Source organism: Neorhizobium populisoli (assembly GCF_019430945.1).
GTDB lineage: Bacteria > Pseudomonadota > Alphaproteobacteria > Rhizobiales > Rhizobiaceae > Neorhizobium > Neorhizobium populisoli.
The window spans coordinates 593,183-613,475 of sequence record NZ_JAHYCB010000003.1 but is presented as its reverse complement, the minus strand read 5'-3'; the positions used below and the strand labels follow the sequence as shown (position 1 = coordinate 613,475).

Here is a 20,293-nt window from a genome sequence, read left to right as displayed (position 1 = left end):
TTCCTGGGTACCGGTTCTACGGAAGGAACCTTCCTGCACTCGTAAGTAATTCGGTAGGATTTTATCGAAGCTGTTCGGTTATTGGGCAAACGGTTAGAAAAATTTGCGGACACCCGACCTATTTCGGGAATCCTTGTTTTTCAGCGTCAAAAGCCGGTAAGACTTTGGTAAAGATCAAGTGTCCTCTGGCGATACGCATCGCGGGAGAATTCCTTCGAGATCCATTGCCGGCCGGCAAGGCCCATGGTCTTGCGTTCTGCCGGCGAACGGGTGGCAAGTTCGGCCATTGCACGCGCGAGATCGTCCGGATCGCCGCTCCTTGCGGTCAAGCCCGTCTCGCCTTCGCGGATCATTTCCGGAATGCCGCCGATCGCCGTCCCGATCACCGGGCGGCCGAGCGCATAGGCCTCCAGAACGCTGATCGGAGCATTCTCGAACCATTCCGACGGCAGGATCAACCCGCGCGACTGACCGATCAGGCCAAAGAGTTTCTCGCCCGTGAGATAGCCCGCGAAATTAACGTTTGCACCCGTCGAGGCCGCCAATTCCTTAAGCATGGTCTCTTCCGGCCCGGTGCCGGCGATGACCAGTTTCGTGCCTGCCTTGGCGGTAGCGCGGATCAGCGTGGCGATGCCCTTTTCCGGTGCCAGACGTCCGGCAAAGACGAAATAGTCACCTTCCGTCCATTCGGTCGAGAAAGCGTCTACATCGACGAAGTTCGGCACATGCACCAGCTTTTCGGCCGGCCAGCCCCATTCTATCAGCTTTTCCCGGTAGAACCGGCTCGGCACGGCGATGCGATCGACCTTGTTGCGGTAGAGGCCGAGCGTCCGGTGCAGCATGGTTTCGGCAAAGACAACGGTGCTCAGGACCGTGGAGCCCTTGACGCAGCGGTTCAGCGCGACGTTGTGGATGCGGCCGCCCTTGCAGTCCTCGCAGATGCGGCCATCGCGCAGCATCTTGTAGGAGGGACAGGCGAGTTTCAGGTCATGCGCCGTCATCACCACCGGAATGCCGGCATCCTTCAGCGTCGAAAAGATCGACGGTGAGATATGGTGGTAGATGTTGTGGGCATGCGCGACGTCAGGCCGTGCCTTGTCGATCAGGCGCTTGAGATTGTTCTGCGCCTCGAAGGAATAGATGACCTTGGTCGCCTGGACGATTTTGTCCTTCAGGCCGATCTTGCGGCCGTATTCGATCTCCGAGACGAAATAATCCGACCAGGGGGAGGGCAGGTTGTCTTCGTGCTGCATGGCAAAGGGCACGACGTCCCAGCCGATCTCCTCGAACAGCGCGGTATGGTCGAAGAACACCGCCTCTGCGCCGCCGCGGCGGTAGAAGTAGTTGTTGATGTTCAAAAGGCGGCGCGTGGCCGAAATGGTGGAGTGGGCGTTCATCGCGATCCCGCCTGCCAGCCGAGCGCGTTGGTCGCTGCCGTCACCGTCATCACATCGCAGCCGCTTTTGACCGCATGAGCGACGAGGCGTTCGAAGGTTGCCGGCGTGCGGCCGTAAGGCGTCGGCTTGTCGGCGATGTCATGGGTGAAGAAGACCAGCCAGCCGGGGTTCTGGGCGACATCGTCGATCCAGCGGGTCAGGCCAAGCGAATGGTCTTCCGGCTGGCGGATTTCGACGGCTTTCAGCATCAACGGATCGACGGCGCCGCGATTGATCGCCTCGCCGCCAGCGCGGCAGGTGAGATAACGGCGGGCGAGTTCGCGGCGGGCGAGCGGCCATGCGGCGTTATAGGGAAAGGCGAAATTGTCGGTCGGGCGGGTGATGCCGGCGTCGAGCAGATACCGCGCATTGGTATCGAGGTCTTTCGCCAGCGCCGAGCCGTAGGAGCGGATGCGGTTATGCGAGAAGGTGTGGCAGGCGATTTCGTGGCCGCGCCGGAAGAGTTCACGGCAGCCCTTGCGGTCGATCAGCGTCCGGTCGGGCTCGACACGCGATTCCAGGCCGCCGGCAATGTAGAATGTGCCGTGAACGCCGTATTTTTCGAGGATCGCTGCGCCGTTGGTCAAAGCGGTATCGGGTACGTCGTCGAAGGTGAAGGTGACGATCGGCCGGGTCGTGGCGACGGTGCGGCTGCGCGGCGCCATCTTCCAGATCAGCCGGTTGCTGACGCGATCGACGAGGCCATCCACTTTTCTCAGAAGATCAGGCACGGGCGATTTCCCTTTTCGGCGATGCGGGTTCTTCCATATGGGCGGCATTGGCTTCGTAACGAATGCCGAACAGCGCCATGCAGAACAGGAACCAGCCGATGATGTAGCCCGCCGAGCTTTCGTAAAAGAGGCTTTCGAGGCAGACGGTAAAGATCATGTAAAGCCAGATGCGCAGGAAGAGCCGGCCGGTATGGGTCAGCTTGCGGCCTTCTCGGGTGATCTTGGCGAAACTCCTCAGCGGCACGGCGAAGAACCAGATCAGCGACAGGACCAGCGCCGGAATGCCGCCGATCAGCAGGATTTCGACATAGGAATTATGGGCATGCGAAGCCTGGATCGCCCAGGTCTCCAGACCTTGCCCGCCATAGACCATTTCCGTCGTACGCCAGAAGGATTTGAGCCCGAAGCCGGTCATCGGAAATTCGGAAATGGCATTGAAGGCGAGTTTCCAGATGTCCGACCGGTTCGTGAACGTGGCGTCGATCCCCATGTTCGTGACGATTTCCGAGAGGCTCGGGTTGAGCGACGAACCGACCGCAAAGAGATTGAGCGCCGCGACGCCGAGGAACGATAGCGGCATGCGCAGAAACGGTATTTTCTCGAACACCCACCCGACCAGGATGATCGCCGGCAGCATGGCGGACGCGGTCTTGCCGCCGGTATGCATCAGGAAAAACGTGGCGCTGGCGAGGATCACCAGGCCGACGATCCGCGACCATGTACGGAAGATGAAGATGCCGCAGAAGGAGAACAGGACCATGGCGGCGGCGGCATTGTTCTTGTGGGGGAAATACCCGCGCCACAGACCGGCATGCATGGGCTCGGCCACATCGGCGGCGGAGTGGATCGAATAGAAGGGCAGGAACTTGATGCCGTAATAGGCAAGCCCGATACAGGCGAGTGTACCGACGGCCAGAAGCTTGGCGAAGTGTTTTTCCGAACGCGGCAGGAGCAGGATTGCGTTGGCGCCGAGCACGATCAGCGAGGTGACGAACAGTGCCTTCAGGCTGTTGAACGAATGGTTCGAAACCAGCGAGACGAAGACCAGCCAGAGGAAAAGCAGCGAGAGCAACCAGCGCGGCTGTAGAAAGGTGCCGCGCATGGGCGTCGCCAGCCCGCAGCCGAGCGCGCCAAACGGCAGGAGGATGAACAGGAGCTGGTTGAACTTGTTGGAATTGTCCGTCGTGATGCTGGCCGAAGACAGGACCGTCAAGTCGTAGAACGGATTGAGGGAGATTGCCACGAACAGGAACAGCGCGATGAACAGCAGCGAGCCGATCACACCGCGGTAGTCGGCACGCGTGGTCTCCTGGATCGGTATCGCCGCGGCTGCGGGGCTGCGCATGGCTTTACCCCTCAGGCATATCTCTGTTCGTAAGCGAAGCGGCGGCGCGCCTGGGAAAGATGTCCGAGGCCGCCGAGCAGCAGGGCAAGGCCGGTGCCGAGCATGAAGCCGCCGACCGCGCCTGCAGCCAGCAGGATGATGGTGCGTGGCGGCCAGCTCTTGGTTTTCGGCGGAACCGGCGGCGAGATGACGCGAACGTTGCTGGTGTCGATCTGCTGGCGTTCGGTGATCTGGTGCGTACGGCCGAGATAGGTCTCGTAGACCGCGGCCTTGGCGCGCGCGTCACGCTCCAGCTCGCGCAGACGAACCTGCGCGTCGTTATTGGTATAGACGGTCGAGCGCTCCGTATCCGCCTTACCGCGCAGGCCGGCAAGCGTCGCGCGGGCCTGATCCGCGTCGGTCCTGGCGGTTTCGAGAATGCGGTTCGCCTCGTCGGCGATCGCTTTTTCGAGGGCTGCCTTTTCCGATTGCATCGAGATCAGCCGGGGATGGCGGGCGCCATAGGTCAGCGTCGTCGAGCCGATCTGCTGCAGCAGGGTGTTGTAGCTGGCGCGCAGCGTCTGCATGCTGACGGAATCGAAGATCGTAGCGGTCGCGGTACGCCGATCGGCGACGGCCGAGCGCATCTGGTTATAGCGGGATTCCGCCTGGATCAGCTGCTGCTGGGCGTCGAGAACCTGGGTGTCGAGTGCCGTCGAGATGCGGGCGCTGGCCAGTTCGCCGGTATTGGATTCCTGGATATTGTTGTCGCGCTTGAACTGCTCGACCTTTTCCTCGGCGTGGGTCACCGAGGACCGCAGCTCGTCGAGGCGGCTCGTCAGCGTTGCGGCGACGCGGCCGGCGCTGTCTGCGGAGGAGGCAAACAGTTCCTTTTCAAAAGCGCGGACGATTGCTTCGGAAATCTTGATCGACTTTTCGGGATCTTCGGCCCAGACGGCTAGGGTGACCACGAAGGAGCGCTCCTCGCGCATCGCCTTGACGCGATCCGACAGCTCCATCAGGACGGCGAGTTCCTTGTCGCCCGGCGGCTTCTCGCCGGAGAACAGTTTCATCAGGGGCGCCAACGGGCTCTGCCTGGTGAATTCCGGATCGTTGGTCAGGTCAAGATCGGCGATCGCCTGGCGCAAGACGTTGCCGGAGGTCAGCACGCGAAGCGTGCTTTCAACTTCCAGCAGCTGGGAATCCCGCTGCGGATTGGACGAGAACACGTCGTCGTTGACGACGTTGAGGTTCTGCGGGTCGATGATGATGTCGGTATAGACGGTGTAGCGCGGCGTCGCCATGGTCGAATAGAGGAAGGCCGAGATCATGCCGATGATCGTCAGCAGGATGATCCAGCGCAGGCCGCGGCGCAGCCACAGAAGAATATCGCCGATACCGATCTCGGAAAGGCTGCGCATCTGGGCGTTCAGCAATTCGTTGAAGGAATTTGTCTGCGGCTCGGGAGCTGCATCGTAACGGGCAGCTGCCTTGGGCTCTTCCTGCCGGCGATCGCGATAATCCGGTGCTTCATCGTGATAGTCACGACGATCATACCGTTCGTTGCGGTTCCAGCGGTCTTCGCTTTGCAAGGAATGGGTTTCCGGCCGAGCGGATCGCTCGGCGGGGCGGTCGTCTTCCGGCCACTGATCGTTCGCACTCCAGCGATCGCGAATGGCCCGGCGCTCGTCAGCCATGCGACGCTCGTCCGCGGCGCGGCGGGCTTCTTCTTCCGCCCAGCGATCGGCTTCAAGGCGGCGGTTTTCCTCGGCCTGCCATTCATCTTCGATGCGGTCGAGAAGGGAGCGACGGGACGGGGGCGCACTGCCGCCACGGGCGGTATCGCTCGCATACGACGCCGGCCGTCGGTTTTCAGGCTCCCTGGGCCGGTACATGCACACCTCCAGCCGATCGGCCTTAAACCTAAGGCCGTATTCCCAAACAATAAACTCACCCATCTCTAGGCTAGCAGGGTGAATATCGAGTTAATTTTAGCTTTATCGAAAGTCCGTAAGGAGACGGCTCCAGCTTTCCGAAGCAAGTCCTCCGACAAAGATATCGCCGCGCATTGCCGCCTCGCGGATGTCGGCGTGCCGGGTGACCATGCAGAAGTAACCGCGATGGCGGAAAATCATCTGCCTTTGGCGCATCAGCGCATTCATCAGGAAGGGTTGTGCCTTGCCCTCCGCGGCGGCATAACCGGCTTCGGCGAGATCGGCGAACATCTGCGAGACCACGTCGAGCTCGCGGCCCTCAAGGCAGAGCACGTTCAGCACATGCGCCATTTCGCCTCGGCGGCCGAAAAACAGGTAACAGCCGATCGTCTCGCCACGCGCATTGGAGACGGTGCGGCAGCGGAGTTCACCGAGCGAGGTGTTCTGTGCCGCAATCTCCATCAGCCAGGCAAGGTCGTCGCGTGACCAGTCCGGACGGATGGAAAACCGTTCCGTCATCGGCCCGGTGCAGGCAAAGAACTCGTCGATCCCGGCATCGGACGAAACGATGCCGACCGGCCGTTCGGGCATGAATGTCTTGAAAACCTTGCGGAGCAATGCGTCGACGGGTGCGAGCAGAGGCGAGAGCGGCAGGCGCCGCAGGAGCGGCAGCTTTTCGCGCAGCCTGTCGAGGCCGGCCTGAAGCGGCCGGAAGGTGCGGCGCCATTCGAGGCTGAGGATGGGAAGCGTGACGCCGCCGGCAATCGTCGTATGATCGGCGCTGACGGGAGAGGCATTGTCGGTGAAGCAGAGATCGGGCCGCAGGCGGATTTCCCGGGCCAGCCGAGCGGCACCCGCAAAGCCGAGCTTGCCATCGGCCATGAAGGCGCACATCAGCCGCGCGGTAATCCGGCGGCCGCAGGCATAAAACGGCATGGGCAGGGCGAGCAGCGCGCTGTCGACGCGGCCGGACTTATCCTGATGCACCATGCTGCCGTATTCGGGCGTATAGCCCGGATTTTTCATGAAAACATTGTCGAGATAGTCGAGGAGGTCCGGTCTCGGCTCCTCGTTCCGGCCTCGAAAGGCTTTGTTGAACAGCCTGCCGACCGACTTCAAGTCCGCCTCTTCCATCGCCCGGACGCCGCGCGATGGTTCGCAGGTCTGCGGCGCGGGCTCTTTGTCGGAGATGGAAGGGCTGGGAACGAGGCTCATGCGGCAACGTCTCCGGCAGTGCCGGTCTGGGAGGCGACTTTTCGGCTTTTGGCGACGACGCGGAAATAGACGGCCCAGGCCGCGAGGGCCATGAGGGTCTCGATGACGTAATACGAGATGAACGTGCCGGTCGGCGGCGCATACCAGGTGGCCCAGGCCGCAACGCCGGCGCCGATCAGGCTGCCGAGGCCCATGACGGTGGCGCGGGCGCCCTGATTGCCGGAGGCGCCGAGCGCTTCGACCGCGATCGCCCAGCAGCCGACCGGGATAACGACCCAGCAGAGTGCGCGCACGAACAGCACAAGCGAGGTGTAATCATGCCCGAAGAGATAGGGCAAGATCGGCGCGCAGATGAAGACGGCTGTCGCTGCAGCGATGCTGATCGCCAAAGCCGCAAGGAAAAGTTTTTTGACGCGGTCCGTCGCCTTGTGGATGCCGCCATGGCTGGCCTTTGCCGTGCCGGGATAAACAATGCGATTCATGGCATCGACAGACAGATAGCTGCTTTCGATAATGCGGCGGGCGACGCTGTAACTCGCCATGATCTCGGCGCTGGCGACGATGCCGAGGACCAGAAGGTCGGCATTTTGGCGGGCGGCCTTCAGGATGAAGGGGATCGAGAAGAACAGGCCGAGACGCAGCTCTTCCCGCACCAGCTTGAATTTCGGGCGGCCAAGTTTCCTGAGCGCCAGATAGCAGAAGAACAGCATGACAGCATGGGCGGCAAACTGCCAGACGATCCAGCCTGCGAGCGTCGAGACGCCGAAGGCAAGGCAGGCGAGGACTGCGGCAGCCGTGCGGATCAGCGCAAAACCCATCACCACCTTGTTGGCGGAGCCGAAATCGGAGAACGCGATGAAGACCTGTTCGGAAAACAGGATGCAGCGCACCAGCACGATATTGGTGATCAGCATCGCCGTGATTTCGAGGCCGTTGACCGCGCCGTTCGTCGAGATGTCGAAGAAATAGGGCAGCGCGATCGCGCCGATGATCACCAGCAATACGCCGCTGACCGAGATCAGCAGGATATTGTGGCCGAGCATCGCCGGATACATGGAATGGTCGCGTGCGACGCGACGCACCAGGCATTCGGTGCCGCCGACGCCGCAGAGATGCACGGCAATCGCCGAAACGGCGGAAATCGCCACGAACAGGCTGAATTCATGCACGCCGAGGAAACGGGCGAGGATCGCGAAGGTCAGAAGCTGCGCGGCCGACGAAACGATCAGGCTGCCGCCGGATGCCGCATAGGACATCACCATCGGCAGAAGCGCGCGATAACGCGGCAGTTTTCCGAGTGCGCTTGGCATGGTCATGCCCGGCCTCCTCTGGCTGTATTGAGATTGCGGACATCCGTCTGCCGCCGGGCGGCAAAATTCTGGAGCCACAGCTGGGTCGAGAGGATGCCGACGAAGGCGGCGTTATCACGGAAGCCGGAAACCGGCTGCGTGCGGCATTTCTGGTGCAGCTTGGCGACGGCGCGGCTGTTGAACAGGCCGCTGGAGGCAATCGCCTGCTCGCCGAGAAGTTCGGCGACGTAGGGCTTTTCGTTGTTGCCGGCGAAAGAGCGGCTGTCCGGTGCGCGATAGGGCTGTTTCGGCCGCTGGCTGATGATCTCGGGCAGCACGTCCTTGGCGACTTCGCGCAGGATGTGTTTTTCGCGCAGACCTTTCAGCTTCATGCCCGGTGCGAGCTTGCCCGCAAATTCCACGACGCGGTGGTCGAGGAAAGGAAAGCGGCCCTCGATGCCACGCGCCATCGCCACCCGGTCACCCTGGCTGGAGAGGATGTAGCCCGGCAGCAGGAAGCGGCTTTCGAGATATTGCGCCTGATTGAGCGGATGCCAGCGGCGGAAATTGTCCGGCAGGCGGGAGGCGAGGTCTTCGGCGGCGTCGTAATTGCCCAGCGTCGAGCGCAGGTCGTCGGAATAGAAGATTTTCGCCGCAGCCGTGGAGCGGAAGCGCGGACGGTGCGAGAAGAGCGGATCATCGAGCCTGTCGCTGCCGGTGGCGAAGAAGGCGGCGAGATATTCTGCCGATTGCTGCTGCAAGCCGGGCAGGTAAGGATAAAGTTTGCGGAACAGATGCGGTCTGACCTTCGAATCCGGCTGGCGGACGGAAAAGCGGCGCACCTGCGCCTCGCGAAAAATGTCGTAGCCGGCGAAGATTTCGTCGGCGCCTTCCCCGGTCAGCACGACCTTCATGCCGGCGTCGCGAACGAGGCCGGAGAGGCGGTAGAGCGGGGCAGGAGCGGTGCGCAGGACCGGGCGTTCGGTGGCGCGGATGACATCCGGAAAACTGCCAGCGATGTCTTCCGAGCCGCTCAGGACGGCGCGGTGATTGGTGCCGAGTGCGCGGGCGACAGCCAGCTGGAATGCGCTTTCGTCATGCTCGGCATCGTCGAAGGTGACGGAAAACGTATTGAGGCCGTTCGGCGCCATCGGGGCGGCGAGCGCGGTGATCAGCGAGGAATCGAGGCCGCCGGAGAGATAGGCGCCGACGGGGACATCGGCGCGCATGCGAAGCCGCGTTGCGTCGGTGAGAAGGGCGCGAAGTTCTTCTTCCGTTGCCTGCTGGTCCAGCGGACGATGATCGCCGGCATCGGGGTAATCGAGCTGCCAATAGGGGCGGGTTTCGATATGTCCACCGACGATAGTCATCAAATGGCCGGGTTCAAGCTCGGAAATACCCTTGAAGGCGGTGCGCGGTGCGATTGGCGCCCAGAGCGTAAAGATCTGGTCGAGTGCGATCGGATCGAGTTCCGCCTCGATGCCCGGCACTTCCAGCAGCGCCTTTACTTCGGACGCGAAGTAAATCATGCCTCTATGCTCTGTGTAAAAGAGCGGGCGAACGCCCATGCGGTCGCGTGCTGCAAACAGCCGACGCTCTTTCGCATCCCAGATCGCGAAGGCGAAATCGCCATTCAGCCGGGCCATGCAGGCCTCGCCGTCAAGCGCATAAAGCTGCAGCAGGACCTCGGTATCGCTGCCGGTGCGGAAGGTAACTCCGCGGGCTTTCAGCTCTTCGCGCAACTCGACGTAATTGAAGATTTCGCCGTTAAAAACAATCGTGTAGCGGCCTTCAGCCTCCGTCATAGGCTGCTGGCCGTCGGCGAGGCCGACGATCGACAGGCGGACATGGGCCAAGCCCGCGCCGGGCGTGGCAAATACGCCCTGACCGTCCGGGCCGCGATGCGCAATCGCATTCGCCATGGATGACAACAGGGTTTCCGGCTGACCGGAAGACCATGCTTCACCAACGAAGCCCGCAAAACCGCACATCTGTTTCCATCATGAACCAGGGACAATACCCAAGCTCATAGACGGAAATGCTTGCTGCTTTCCTTAAGCGATCGGTAAAATTTGAATCCTGTGCAAAAGAGGTTCACACCGGCTTCATGCCGAGCACCACCGTCGGCCAGAATTCCGAGACGGTCGGATGGATCGGAACCGCCCAGCGCAGCTGATCATAGGTCGCTTTCACATTCATCATGTCGAGCACGCCGTGGATCGATTCATCGCCGCTGGTGCCGAGAATGGCAGCGCCGAGAATCTCGCGTGTATCTGCATCGGCGATGAATTTCATCAACCCCTGCGTCTCGCCCTTTTCGACGGCACGTCCGACACGCTTCATCGGCAGGCGGCTGACCAGTACCTTTCTGCCAGACTTCTTCGCCTCGGCCTCGCTCATGCCGACGCGGCCGAGCGGCGGGTCGATATAAAGCGCGTAACCAACCAGACGGTCTGAAACCTTGCGGTTCTCGCTATCGAAGAGGTTAGCGGCGACGATCTCGAAGTCGTTATAGGCGGTGTGGGTAAAGGCGCCGCGGCCGTTGCAGTCACCCAGCGCCCAGATGCCCGGAACGTTGGTGGCAAGGTGGTCGTCGACCTTGATGTAACCACGGGCATCCAGTTCGACGCCGGCCTTGTCGAGGCCGAGATCGTCGGTATTCGGGCGGCGGCCGACAGCGAGAAGCACGTCGGAGCCGATCACTTCCGGTGCTCCGGCGCTGACATGCACGACGATGTCCTCGCCATCCTTGCGGAAGCGGATGTCGTCTGAGCCGGTGCGGACGGTGATGCCCTCGGCCTCAAGGATTTCGCGGATCGCGTCGGAAATATCCTCGTCCTCACGGCCGACGAGGCGGGAGCCTTTTTCGACGACGGTGACTTCAGCACCGAAGCGGCGGTACATCTGTGCGAATTCCAGGCCGATATAGCTGCCACCGATGACGATCAGGTGTTTCGGCACCCGGTCGAGCATGACGATGTCGCTATTGGTCATATAGGGAATATCGTTGATGCCCGGAAAATCCGGGATCGTGGCGCGGCCGCCGACATTCAGGAAGATTTGCGGTGCGGTGAGGATTTCGTCGCCGACGCGGATGGTGTTCTTGTCCTCGAACCTTGCATGTCCGCGGATCAGCGTGCAGTTCGGCATGCCTTCCAGCCAGCTTTCATTGCCCTTGCGGCTGTCGAGCGTCACCTTGTGGGAGCGGCGCATCACCGCCGGCATGTCGATCTTGACGGCGCTGTCGAGCACCACGCCGTAATCGGCGCCGCGGCGGGCGAGGTGGGCGGCATAGGCGCTGGCGACCAGCGTCTTGGTCGGTTTGCAGCCGGTGTTGACGCAGGTTCCGCCGACATGTTTGCGCTCGATGATGGCAACCTTCTTGCCCGCGTCGTTGAACCGGCCGGCAAGCGAAGGGCCGGCTTGACCGGCCCCGATGATGATCGCGTCATACGCCGTCATGCGGCGACCGGTGCTACGATGGACGAGATGATCAGATAGGCGCCGATGATGGCGACGGCGTCTTCAATGAAGGCGGCCGGCGGGTCCTTGCCGAAGCTGGCGGCCAGCCTGCTACGGACAGCCGCGCCGCCATAGGTGCCGATCACGGCGCCGATGATACCGGCGATCAGGCCGACGATCCAGCCGCCGGACGGAATGCCGATCACAGCACCGGTCAGCGCACCCATGATCAGGCGGGCGCCGAATTGCTGCGGCACCTTGCGGCTTGGCGTCGAGGGCAGCTGGTCGGTAACGAGTTCGACGAGTGCGAGAATGGTGAAGATGCCGACGGCCCAGACGGAACCCATGAAGGCGAGCCAGGAGCCGGAAAGATTGAGCCAGCCGAGATAGGCCGCCCAGGCGATTGCCGCAGGCGCGGTCATGGCGCGCAGGCCGGCGATCACGCCGATCAGAAGTGCAAGTACATATACCATAAAATACCCCCTTGATGTGCCGTTGCCGGCATTTGATCTGGCCCCACCCGGGAGACTGTTCCCGCGTGGGTTCCCGGTCAAGTAAAACTTGTATAAAGGCCGCTCAGGCGCGTTTCTTGTAAATCCTTGCAGTCTGATGCAAATTTTTGTGGCAGCCATTAAAATGCGCGAGGCGATCTCGCCATGGATTACAGCTTGAGATCGCGACCTGGGGAGGAGCCGGCCGTTTTGAGATATCGCATTCTTCTGCCTCTGATCGCGCTTCTGGCGATCGGCGTGGCGCTGGTCTCCAAGGGCAGCGACATCGTCGCGCGCAGCTATATGGAAGAGGCGGAATTGCAGGCCGGCACGACGTTGCGCCTGGCAGTCTCGGCGCTCGACGGGCATCTGAAGCGATATGAGGCGCTGCCGGCACTGATCGCCGACCAGAACAATATCGAGGCGCTGATCTTCGATCCGAAGAACCCGGGCCTGCGCGCCTGGACGAATGCCTATCTCAAGGACATCAACACGCTGCTGAAATCCTCGGACATCTATGTGATGACCATGGACGGCGAGACGATCGCGGCCAGCAATTACGATTCCCCCGTCTCCTTCATCGGCGAAAATTTCATCTACCGGCCGTATTTCCAGGAGGCCGCGGCGGGCAAACAGTCCCGGTTCTATGCGCTCGGCACTACGTCGCTGAAGCGCGGCTATTATTTCGGATCGCCGATCGAGATCGACGGCACGATCCGCGGCGTCATCGTCTTCAAGGTGGATATCGACAATATCGAGGATAGCTGGAGCGGCGGCGGGGACGACCGGATTTTCGTGTCCGATCCGGAAGGCATCATCTTCATGACCGGCAGTCCGGAATGGCTTTATGCCAGCATCCTGCCGCTGACGCCGGATAGGGTCGCCCGCACGGAAGCCTCGCGGCGGTATGCGGATGCCAAGCTGCGGGAACTGCCGGTTCGAACTGGTTCCTTTGCCGGCCGTGACGTGATGATGATTTCCGACGGCGGCGTGGAGAAGGAATATCTCGTCGTTTCGCAGCCGATGCCGGATGCCGGCTGGACGGTGAACGTGCTGATGGATACCGGTTCGGTCCATTCGCAGGCGACCACGGCGACGATGGCTGCGGTGCTGACGCTCTGCCTCGCTTGCCTGGCATTGGCGATCATCATTCAGCGGCGGGCACGGCTCAACGAGCGCATGTTGCTGCAGGCGGAAGCGCAGAGCGAGCTGGAGCGCCGTGTCATCGAGCGCACCGCCGATCTTGCCCGCGTCAACAGCCGCATCGAGGAAGAGATCGCCGAGCGGCGGTTGACGGAGCAACGGCTACGGCAGACCCAGGCGGACCTCATCCAGGCCGGCAAGCTCGCAGGCCTCGGGCAGATGTCGGCTGCGCTGTCGCACGAGCTCAACCAGCCGCTGGCTGCGGCAAAAACCTATTCCGAGACGACCGGCGTGCTGATCGATCTCGGCCGCACCGAAGAGGCGCGGGACAATGTGAAGCGCATTTCGGCGCTGATCGACCGCATGGCCTCGATCAGCAAGCACCTGCGCAATTTCGCCCGCAAGCCGAACGAGAAGCTCGGTGCCGTGGCGATCGATGATGTGGTGCGCGATACGCTGGAGATTGTCGCGGCGCGGCTGAAGACGGCGGATGCGGAGCTGGAAGTGAATATTCCGGCGACGATACCGGCGGTGAAGGCCGGCGCGGTACGTCTGCAGCAGGTGCTGGTCAATATCATCACCAATGCCGCCGATGCTGTCGAAGGGCTGGATGACCGGCGCATCAGCGTTGCAGCCGTCCAGCAGGACGGCAAGTTGACGATCTCCGTGCGGGATCGCGGGCCGGGCGTGGCAGGGGCGATCCGGGAGCGTATCTTCGATCCGTTTTTCACCACCAAGGGCGTCGGCAAGGGGCTGGGGCTCGGCTTGTCGATCTCCTACAATATCATCAAGGATTTCGGTGGCAGCCTTTCGGTTACCGATCATCCGGAGGGCGGGGCAGTCTTCCTGATCGAGCTGGATGTGGCGGATAGCAGTCTTCTGGAAGCGGCCGAATAATGGAAAAATCAAAGTGACTGTTCAGAGGGTACTCCTGGTCGACGATGAAGAGGAACTGCGCCGTTCGACGGCCCAGGCGCTGGAGCTGTTCGGCCTCGAAGTCCAGACCTTTTCGAACGCCGACCACGTGCTGGAGTTGATCGGTTACGGTTTCGACGGCGTCGTCGTCAGCGATATCCGCATGCCCGGCATAGACGGCATGACGCTGATGCAGCGGGTGCGGGAGCTTGATGCGGAAATCCCGGTCATCCTGGTCACCGGCCATGGCGACGTGCAGCTTGCGGTCAAGGCGATGCGGGAAGGGGCCTATGACTTCCTCGAAAAGCCGTTCACGCCGCAACATCTCGCCGGCATCATCCGCCGCGGGCTGGATCGGCGCGGGCTGGTGCTGGAGAACCGGCGGCTGAAGGCGGTTGCCGGTAAACGGGACGACCTCGAGACCCGGCTTCCCGGCAGAACGCAGGGCATGGTGGATCTGCGCTACCGCATTCGTGCTATCGGCGCGGCGGATGCGGATACGCTGATCATCGGCGATACGGGTGTCGGCAAGGAAGTCGTGGCCCGGGCGCTACATGATGTCGGGCCGCGCGCCAACAAATCGTTCATCGCCATCAACTGCGCGGCGCTGCCGGAAAATCTGATCGAGAGTGAGTTGTTCGGCCATGAGGCCGGGGCTTTCCCCGGTGCGCTCAGGCCGCGTTATGGCAAGTTCGAGCATGGGCGGGGCGGCACAATCCTGCTCGATGAGATCGGTTCGATGCCCTTCGACCTGCAGGCGAAGTTTTTGCGCGTGCTGCAGGAGCGGGTCATCACAAGGCTCGGCTCCAACGAGACCGTGCCGCTCGACGTGCGCTTCATCGCGACCAGCAAGGTGGATCTGGAGGCGGAAGTGGCAGCGGGACGTTTCCGGGCTGACCTGCTCTATCGGCTGAATGTCGCGACGATCCATGTACCGGCGCTCTCTCAGCGGCGGGCGGATATTCCACTACTCTTCCTGCAGTTGGTTCGAGAAGCAGCGGCGCGCTATGGCCGCGAGGACATGGACGTGCTGCCCGACGTGATCTCGTTGATCGCTCAACGCGACTGGCCGGGCAATGTACGTGAGCTGCGCAACGCCGCCGATCGGCTGGTTTTGGGGCTTGATGCCAAGCCCGCCGATACAGCTGGCCTGCCGGGTGCGGTGAAGGACGGCGCGGGCCGACTGGCGGACAAGGTCGCCGCCTTTGAGCGTAACATCATCGCCGGGGAGATCGCCGCGCATGGCGGGGCGTTGAGGCCCGTCTACGAATCCCTCGGCATTTCCCGCAAGACGCTTTACGAAAAGATGCAGAAATACGGGCTCGACAAGAAGATGCACGGTTTTGAGAATTTGCTTCAGGACGAACGCGACGGCTGATCCTTCAGTGAATCCGCACGCCTTGGCGCGTCAGTTCCTGCTGGACGGCAGTGATATCGACATCGTTCAGCGATCGGCCGGAGCGTAGCGCAAGGGCTGCGGCAACCCCCGCTCCCTGACCGGCGACCGCGCAGCAAGCCATGTTGCGGGTGGCGGCATGGGCGATGCGGTCGCCGCCGATGGCGCGGCCGGTGACGAGCAGGTTTTCCACGCCCTTCGGCAGCATGCTGCGATAGGGAATATGCATGTAGCGGCCGGTGGTCGGCAGGATCAGCACGCCGTAGCCATCGATGAATTCCGGATAGATGCCGATCGTATCCTCGAAACGAGCTTCGTTGCGGACGTCGTCCTCCGTCATGTTGTAGGCGGCATCCAGCTTGCGGGTGTCGCGGATGCCGATCGTCATGCCGAAATTGCGCAGACGCGCACCTTCGCAGCCAGGCGTGTAGCGGCGTAGCGCTTCGATCGCCAGCATGGCCTGTTTGCGGCCCTCGATCTCGAAGCGGGTCATGCTGTCGGGATCGGTGCCGTCGCAGCCGGCCAGATGCACGAGGTTCATATAGGTGAGTTCGCCGGTATCATGCATGGCGCCCCAGGTGCCGGCGATGGTGTTGAGATGGGCCGGGATGACGCCTTCGCGGATCGCCTGGGCGAAGGGTTTTCCAAGGAAGGGCGAGAACATCTTGTCCTCCTTGCCGGAGGTCTCGATCTGCCATTCGCCGGTCGACCAGTCGCCATAGGTCTGCGGGTCGGAGCGGACGCCGGCGAGGAAGGCGCGCTTGTCGACGCCGGCGAGATGGAACATCACCGAAGCCGCCTGCATGGCTTCGACCGGCGTCTTCATCACGGGCGCGCCGGCTGCTGTGGCGATGTCGGCATCTCCCGTCGCGTCGATCACGTATTTTGCTAGGATCGCCTCGCGGCCGGCCTTGGATTCGGTGATGATGCCGGTGATGTGGTTGCCGTCCATGATCGGCGCCACGAACTGGCGATGCAGCATGGGCGTGATGCCCGCTTCCTCCACCAACCTGTCGGCGACCACCTTGAAGCCTTCCGAATCCAGCTCGTAGCTCAGCGACTGGCTTTCCGGCACGGCAGCGCCCATCGCCTTGGCGCGCTCTTCGAATTCACGGCCGATGCCGCCTGCCTCGACGGTCTTTTCGTGTCGGTACCAGGCAAACCCTTCGACGCCCACGACGGTGATATTGCCGCCGAAACAGCCGAAGCGTTCGACCAGCGTCACCTCCGCGCCGGCACGGGCGGCGGCGAGTGCGGCGGCAAGGCCGCCGGGACCGGAGCCAACCACCAACACCTCGGTCCGGCGGATAACCTCTACGCGGCGGGCGGGCTCGGTAATGAAAGCGGCTGGATCGGACACGCTGGTTTCGCCTGTGAAATGGACAAAAGGCCGGTCATGAAAATGTAACATAAGCCAGCCGGGCAAGCGCTTCGGGTCGCGAAGCGCCACGCCTTATCCCAGGATCGGCATGAGCTTTGCGAGGTGATGGGTGGAAATCCACCCGCGCTTTTGGCGTGTTGTTTCCGAATCCACCCATGCTGCGGCGCGTCATCCGCAGAAATCCGAATTTAAGACTTCCGCAACGATTGCACGCGCTGCGGGCGTTCCGGCAAATGACTGGCAGAGTAGCGCCGGAGGAGAAACGTGCGCCCGCTCTGGCCATTCGTTTCATCCTGGAGGACCCCCGATGAAAATCCTGAACGCCGTTCTCGGCGCTACCGCTCTTGCGGCGCTTTCGCTCGTTTCCGCCGTTGCCAATGCAGCCGGTTATCCCGAGCGCCAGATCACCATGATCGTGCCGTTTGCGGCCGGCGGCCCGACCGATACGGTTGCCCGTCTCGTGGCTGAAAACATGTCAAAGACGCTCGGCCAGCAGATCGTCGTTGAAAACGTCGGTGGTGCCGGCGGTACGCTGGGTGCAGCCCGCGTCGCCAATGCGGACAAGGACGGCTACACCGTTCTCCTGCACCATATCGGCATGGCGACCAGCGACTCGCTTTACCGCAAGCTGCCCTACAAGACGCTCGAAGCCTTCGATTATGTCGGTCTCGTCACCGACGTTCCGATGACGTTGCTCGCCCGCAAGGACATGCCGGCGAATGACCTCAAGGGTCTCGTTGAATACGCCAAGGCCAACAAGGACAAGGTCACCGTCGCCAATGCCGGTATCGGTGCCGCTTCGCACCTTTGCGGCATGCTGTTCATGAGCTCGATCCAGACCGCGCTCGTCACCGTTCCCTACAAGGGCACGGGCCCGGCGATGACCGATCTTCTCGGCGGCCAGGTCGACATCATGTGCGACCAGACCACCAACACGACGAAGCAGATCCAGGGCGGCACGGTCAAGGCTTACGCCGTGACCTCGCCGGCTCGCCTCGACGTCCTGAAGGACGTTCCGACCGTCAAGGAAGCCGGCCTGCCGCAGATGGAAGTCGGTATCTGGCACGGTATCTACACGCCGAAGGGCGCGCCGAAGGAAGCACTCGACAAGCTTTCCGGCGCTCTGAAGGTCGCTCTGGCCGATAAGAACATCGGCGCCCGCTTCGCCGAACTCGGCACCAAGCCGTCGCCGGAAAGCGATGCGACCCCGGCCGCGCTGAAGGCCAAGCTCGAAAGCGAAATCGCCCGCTGGAAGCCGGTCATCGAAGCTGCTGGCCAGTACGCCGACTAAGCTCCTGCCTGGGCTGCCTGCTGAAAAGCGTGACTCGCGGATAGAGTTTGAGACGCAGCAGCACTCTTAACCCTCCCCCTTGTGGGGAGGGTGGCCGGCAGGCGGGAGGGGTTTTCTCTAAAAGAAAGATCCCCTCCCCAACCCCTCCCCACAAGGGGGAGGGGCTTACCCGCAGCACCGCTCCATTCCTTCGGAGACACCATGAATTCCCAGAAAATCGACACAACCAACCTCATATGCGGCCTGTTGCTGATTGCGACGGGCATTTTCTTCGCGCTGGAATCGCTCGATCTCGAGCTCGGCACGGCGTTGCGCATGGGGCCGGGGTATTTCCCCTTCATTCTCGCCTGCGTGCTAATCGTGCTCGGCGGCGTCATCCTCTTCCAGGCCTTTCGGATACAGGGCGAAGCCATGGGCTCGTTCGCCTGGCGGGGCATGCTGTTCATCCTGCCGGCGCCGGTCATCTTCGGCATGACCGTGCGTGGGCTCGGCTTCGTGCCGTCAATCTTCATCTGCGCGTTGATCGCATCCTTCGCGTCACAACGCATGAAGCCGTTGATGGCGGTCATCCTCTCCGCGGGGCTGACGGTCTTTTCGCTGCTGGTCTTCAGCTATGGCCTCGGCCTGCCTTTCCGCACCTTCGGGCCTTGGTTGGGCTATTGAGCTCGACGTCTGGGATTATTGACACATGGAACTGTTTCATAACCTCGCGCTCGGGTTCTCGACCGCAACTTCACTCGCCAACTTGTTCTTCTGCCTGATCGGCGTGCTGCTCGGAACGCTGATCGGCGTTCTGCCCGGCATCGGCGCCACGGCGACCATCGCCATGCTCCTGCCGATCACCTTCCAGCTTGAGCCAGTCTCGTCGCTGATCATGCTCGCCGGCATTTATTACGGTGCGCAATACGGCGGCTCGACCACGGCGATCCTGATCAACATGCCGGGCGAATCCTCGTCCGCTGTGACGGCGATCGACGGTTACCAGATGGCCCGCAAGGGCAAGGCCGGCGTTGCTCTGGCGACAGCCGCCATGGGTTCGTTCTTCGCCGGCACGGTCTCGACTTTCCTGGTCGCGATCTTCGCGCCGCCGCTGACCACCATCGCGCTGAAGTTCGGTGCAGCCGAATATTTCTCGCTGATGGTTGTCGGCCTCGTGTCGTCGATCGCTCTGGCACACGGTTCGATCATCAAGGCGCTGGCCATGGTGGCGCTCGGCCTGTTGCTTGGCCTGGTCGGCACTGACATCTATACCGGCACGCCGCGCTTCACGCTCGGCATTCGTGAATATGCGGACGGGCTGAACTTCGTGGCGGTCGCGGTCGGTGTCTTCGGTATTGCGGAAATCCTCCGTAACCTCGAAAACGAGCAGACGCGCTCGGTGCTGATGTCCAAGGTCAGTGGCCTGATGCCTTCGAAGGAAGAGTTCAAGGCGATGGTCGGGCCGGTGCTGCGCGGCACGGCGGTCGGGTCCATCCTCGGCATCCTGCCGGGCGGTGGCGCGATCCTTGCGGCCTTTGCCTCCTATACGATCGAAAAGAAGGTTTCCAAGAACCCGCAGGAGTTCGGCCACGGCGCGATTGCCGGTGTCGCAGGTCCGGAATCGGCCAACAATGCCGGTGCGCAGACCTCGTTCATCCCGCTTCTGACCCTCGGCATCCCGGCCAATCCGGTCATGGCGCTGATGATCGGCGCGATGATCATCCAGGGCATCGTGCCCGGCCCGAATGTCGCGACCGAACAGCCGGCACTGTTCTGGGGCATCATCGCCTCGATGTGGATCGGCAACCTGATGCTGGTCGTCCTCAACCTGCCGCTGATCGGGCTGTGGGTGAAGCTCCTGACGATCCCGTATTACGTGCTCTTCCCGATCATCATGGCCTTCTGCGCCATCGGGGTCTACAGCGTCAATTCCAACGTCTACGACCTCTATTCCGTTGCCTTCTTCGGCCTCATCGGCTACGTGCTGTCGAAACTGCGCTGCGAGCCTGCACCGCTGCTGCTCGGCTTCGTGCTCGGTCCGCTGCTCGAAGAGAACCTGCGACGGGCGATGATCCTGTCGCGCGGCGATCCGATGACGTTCGTCACGCGGCCGATCAGTGCAGGGCTGCTGATTTTTGCGGCGCTGGTTCTGGTGGTCGTGTTCCTGCCGAGCGTCAAGAAGAAGCGCGAAGAGGTGTTTGTCGAGGAGGAGTGAGAAGTCTGGTTCCCCTTGCCGGGAGCCTTCAATCTCCCCCCTTGCGGGGGAGATGTCGCCTGCGGCGACAGAGGGGGGGTCAACAATCTCC

The 20,293-nt window shown here is 62.2% G+C and carries 15 protein-coding genes; 5 read left to right on the top strand and 10 right to left on the bottom strand.

From position 1 onward, the window contains the following. Positions 1-146: 146 nt before the first annotated feature. From KX729_RS10855 to KX729_RS10815, 9 genes are all read right to left on the bottom strand, one after another. Positions 147-1,397 (bottom strand): glycosyltransferase family 4 protein, encoded by a 1,251-nt coding sequence (locus KX729_RS10855; RefSeq protein WP_219742438.1) that lies wholly within the window; start codon positions 1,395-1,397, stop codon positions 147-149. Then, the gene (locus KX729_RS10850) at positions 1,394-2,215 is read right to left on the bottom strand and encodes a polysaccharide deacetylase family protein (RefSeq protein WP_219742437.1); all 822 of its coding nucleotides are present in this window, start codon (positions 2,213-2,215) and stop codon (positions 1,394-1,396) included. Before KX729_RS10850 ends, KX729_RS10855 begins: the two co-directional genes overlap by 4 nt. Further along, positions 2,160-3,512: an O-antigen ligase family protein gene (locus KX729_RS10845; RefSeq protein WP_219742436.1), complete on the bottom strand. Its 1,353-nt coding sequence runs from the start codon at positions 3,510-3,512 to the stop codon at positions 2,160-2,162. The genes KX729_RS10850 and KX729_RS10845 overlap by 56 nt, the downstream gene beginning before the upstream one ends. Before the next feature lie 11 nt (positions 3,513-3,523). After that, entirely contained in the window at positions 3,524-5,386 is a 1,863-nt protein-coding gene (locus KX729_RS10840) for a GumC family protein (RefSeq protein WP_246617510.1), read from the bottom strand. Positions 5,387-5,488: 102 nt separating this feature from the next. Beyond that, a complete protein-coding gene (locus tag KX729_RS10835) occupies positions 5,489-6,640 on the bottom strand; it encodes a GNAT family N-acetyltransferase (RefSeq protein ID WP_246617509.1) in 1,152 nt (383 codons plus the stop codon). Continuing rightward, on the bottom strand, positions 6,637-7,950 hold the full coding sequence (locus tag KX729_RS10830) for a lipopolysaccharide biosynthesis protein (RefSeq protein ID WP_246617550.1): 1,314 nt from the start codon (positions 7,948-7,950) through the stop codon (positions 6,637-6,639). The genes KX729_RS10835 and KX729_RS10830 overlap by 4 nt, the downstream gene beginning before the upstream one ends. A 2-nt stretch (positions 7,951-7,952) precedes the next feature. Further along, a complete protein-coding gene (asnB, locus tag KX729_RS10825) occupies positions 7,953-9,920 on the bottom strand; it encodes an asparagine synthase (glutamine-hydrolyzing) (protein WP_219742435.1) in 1,968 nt (655 codons plus the stop codon). Positions 9,921-10,023: 103 nt separating this feature from the next. Continuing rightward, a complete protein-coding gene (locus KX729_RS10820) occupies positions 10,024-11,391 on the bottom strand; it encodes an FAD-containing oxidoreductase (protein WP_219742434.1) in 1,368 nt (455 codons plus the stop codon). Further along, positions 11,388-11,864 (bottom strand): DUF4126 family protein, encoded by a 477-nt coding sequence (locus KX729_RS10815; protein WP_219742433.1) that lies wholly within the window; start codon positions 11,862-11,864, stop codon positions 11,388-11,390. Before KX729_RS10815 ends, KX729_RS10820 begins: the two co-directional genes overlap by 4 nt. A 228-nt stretch (positions 11,865-12,092) precedes the next feature. Between KX729_RS10815 and KX729_RS10810 the strand changes: the two genes are divergently transcribed. Both KX729_RS10810 and KX729_RS10805 read left to right on the top strand, forming a co-directional pair. Next, positions 12,093-13,922: a sensor histidine kinase gene (locus tag KX729_RS10810; protein WP_246617508.1), complete on the top strand. Its 1,830-nt coding sequence runs from the start codon at positions 12,093-12,095 to the stop codon at positions 13,920-13,922. 13 nt (positions 13,923-13,935) lie between these two features. Beyond that, positions 13,936-15,318, top strand: a complete 1,383-nt coding sequence (locus KX729_RS10805) for a sigma-54-dependent transcriptional regulator (RefSeq protein ID WP_219742431.1) — start codon at positions 13,936-13,938, stop codon at positions 15,316-15,318. A 4-nt stretch (positions 15,319-15,322) separates the two neighbouring features. On the opposite strand, the gene KX729_RS10800 is transcribed toward KX729_RS10805, so the two are convergent. Continuing rightward, the gene (locus KX729_RS10800) at positions 15,323-16,696 is read right to left on the bottom strand and encodes an FAD-dependent oxidoreductase (RefSeq protein ID WP_312990751.1); all 1,374 of its coding nucleotides are present in this window, start codon (positions 16,694-16,696) and stop codon (positions 15,323-15,325) included. A 328-nt stretch (positions 16,697-17,024) separates the two neighbouring features. Here KX729_RS10800 and KX729_RS10795 point away from each other — a divergent pair, with 328 nt between their 5' ends. From KX729_RS10795 to KX729_RS10785, 3 genes are all read left to right on the top strand, one after another. Then, a complete protein-coding gene (locus KX729_RS10795; RefSeq protein ID WP_219742430.1) occupies positions 17,025-18,008 on the top strand; it encodes a tripartite tricarboxylate transporter substrate-binding protein in 984 nt (327 codons plus the stop codon). 201 nt (positions 18,009-18,209) lie between these two features. Then, positions 18,210-18,671 (top strand): tripartite tricarboxylate transporter TctB family protein, encoded by a 462-nt coding sequence (locus KX729_RS10790; RefSeq protein WP_219742429.1) that lies wholly within the window; start codon positions 18,210-18,212, stop codon positions 18,669-18,671. 25 nt (positions 18,672-18,696) lie between these two features. Beyond that, positions 18,697-20,202: a tripartite tricarboxylate transporter permease gene (locus tag KX729_RS10785; RefSeq protein ID WP_219742428.1), complete on the top strand. Its 1,506-nt coding sequence runs from the start codon at positions 18,697-18,699 to the stop codon at positions 20,200-20,202. Positions 20,203-20,293: the final 91 nt, after the last annotated feature.

Coding starts and splice junctions, on each gene's coding strand:
- KX729_RS10815 (WP_219742433.1), bottom strand. CDS start 11,864: ATGGTATATGTACTTGCACTTCTGATCGGCGTGATCGCCGGCCTGCGC.
- KX729_RS10795 (WP_219742430.1), top strand. CDS start 17,025: ATGAAAATCCTGAACGCCGTTCTCGGCGCTACCGCTCTTGCGGCGCTT.
- KX729_RS10820 (WP_219742434.1), bottom strand. CDS start 11,391: ATGACGGCGTATGACGCGATCATCATCGGGGCCGGTCAAGCCGGCCCT.
- asnB (WP_219742435.1), bottom strand. CDS start 9,920: ATGTGCGGTTTTGCGGGCTTCGTTGGTGAAGCATGGTCTTCCGGTCAG.
- KX729_RS10850 (WP_219742437.1), bottom strand. CDS start 2,215: ATGCCGCCCATATGGAAGAACCCGCATCGCCGAAAAGGGAAATCGCCC.
- KX729_RS10845 (WP_219742436.1), bottom strand. CDS start 3,512: ATGCGCAGCCCCGCAGCCGCGGCGATACCGATCCAGGAGACCACGCGT.
- KX729_RS10785 (WP_219742428.1), top strand. CDS start 18,697: ATGGAACTGTTTCATAACCTCGCGCTCGGGTTCTCGACCGCAACTTCA.
- KX729_RS10840 (WP_246617510.1), bottom strand. CDS start 5,386: ATGTACCGGCCCAGGGAGCCTGAAAACCGACGGCCGGCGTCGTATGCG.
- KX729_RS10855 (WP_219742438.1), bottom strand. CDS start 1,397: ATGAACGCCCACTCCACCATTTCGGCCACGCGCCGCCTTTTGAACATC.
- KX729_RS10790 (WP_219742429.1), top strand. CDS start 18,210: ATGAATTCCCAGAAAATCGACACAACCAACCTCATATGCGGCCTGTTG.
- KX729_RS10835 (WP_246617509.1), bottom strand. CDS start 6,640: ATGAGCCTCGTTCCCAGCCCTTCCATCTCCGACAAAGAGCCCGCGCCG.
- KX729_RS10830 (WP_246617550.1), bottom strand. CDS start 7,950: ATGCCAAGCGCACTCGGAAAACTGCCGCGTTATCGCGCGCTTCTGCCG.